1 protein-coding gene is annotated in these 899 nt (G+C 65.7%); it reads right to left on the minus strand.

What is annotated here, in order from left to right; all coding sequences use genetic code 11:
• Nucleotide 1 precedes the first annotated feature (1 nt).
• Nucleotides 2-899: radical SAM protein (locus E5X88_RS33490; RefSeq protein ID WP_292168553.1), on the minus strand; the 898-nt coding region annotated here is incomplete at its 5' end.

Consider the following 899-nt stretch of genomic DNA (forward strand, 5'->3'; position numbering starts at 1 on the left):
CCTAAGCCGCCTTGCTGTGGGCGCGGACCGATTGGTCCAGATAGGCATCGAAGGCGGCGGCGACTGCACGGATGACGAAGCGGTGATCCTGGCGAACGCGGATGAGCCCATCCGTCATGTCGAGGACGTCATCCTGCATCAGCTCTTCCAGCCGGCCACCAGTATCGAGGATCCGGGCGGGCTCAAAGCCGTGCGACGCACAGATCGCCGGCACATCGGCCTCGAAGTCGCACATCAGCCGCTCGATGATCGCCGCCCGTACCAGATCCTCCGCCGTCAGCCGGTAGCCCTTCGACGTCGCAAGGCGGCCGGCGGCGACATGGCGCGCATATAGGCCCGGCGCCACCTCGTTCTGGACATAGCCTTCCTGCGTGCGGCCGATGGCGGAGGCGCCGAAGCCGAGCAGCGTGTTGCAGTTGTCGGTCGTGTATCCCTGAAAGTTCCGTCTGAGGGTTCCGGTCTGCTGGGCCCGCACCAGATCGTCGTCCGGCAGCGCAAAGTGGTCGAGGCCGATCTGCCGGTAGCCGGCGGCAATCAGCGTTTCGGCGATGGCCAATGCCTGCTCGCTGCGCGCTGCGCTGCCTGGCAAAGCGGCCTCGTCGATCATTCGCTGATGCTTCTTGAACGTCGGGACGTGGGCATAGCCGAAGACAGCGAGCCGATCCGGTTTCATCGCAACCGCTGCCGTCGCGGTATCCACACAGGACTGCGCGGTCTGGTGCGGGAGGCCGTAGATCAGGTCGAAATTGATGCGGGCGACCCCATGGCGCCGCAGATTGTCGACGGCTTCGGCTGTCTGCTCCTCGCTTTGGATGCGGTTGACGGCCTTCTGCACCACCGGGTCGAAACTCTGCACGCCAAGGCTTGCCCTGCCGACGCCGGCGGCGCCCAGGGCTTTG

It is taken from the genome of Mesorhizobium sp., assembly GCF_004962245.1.
In the GTDB taxonomy this organism is placed as follows: Bacteria; Pseudomonadota; Alphaproteobacteria; order Rhizobiales; family Rhizobiaceae; genus Mesorhizobium.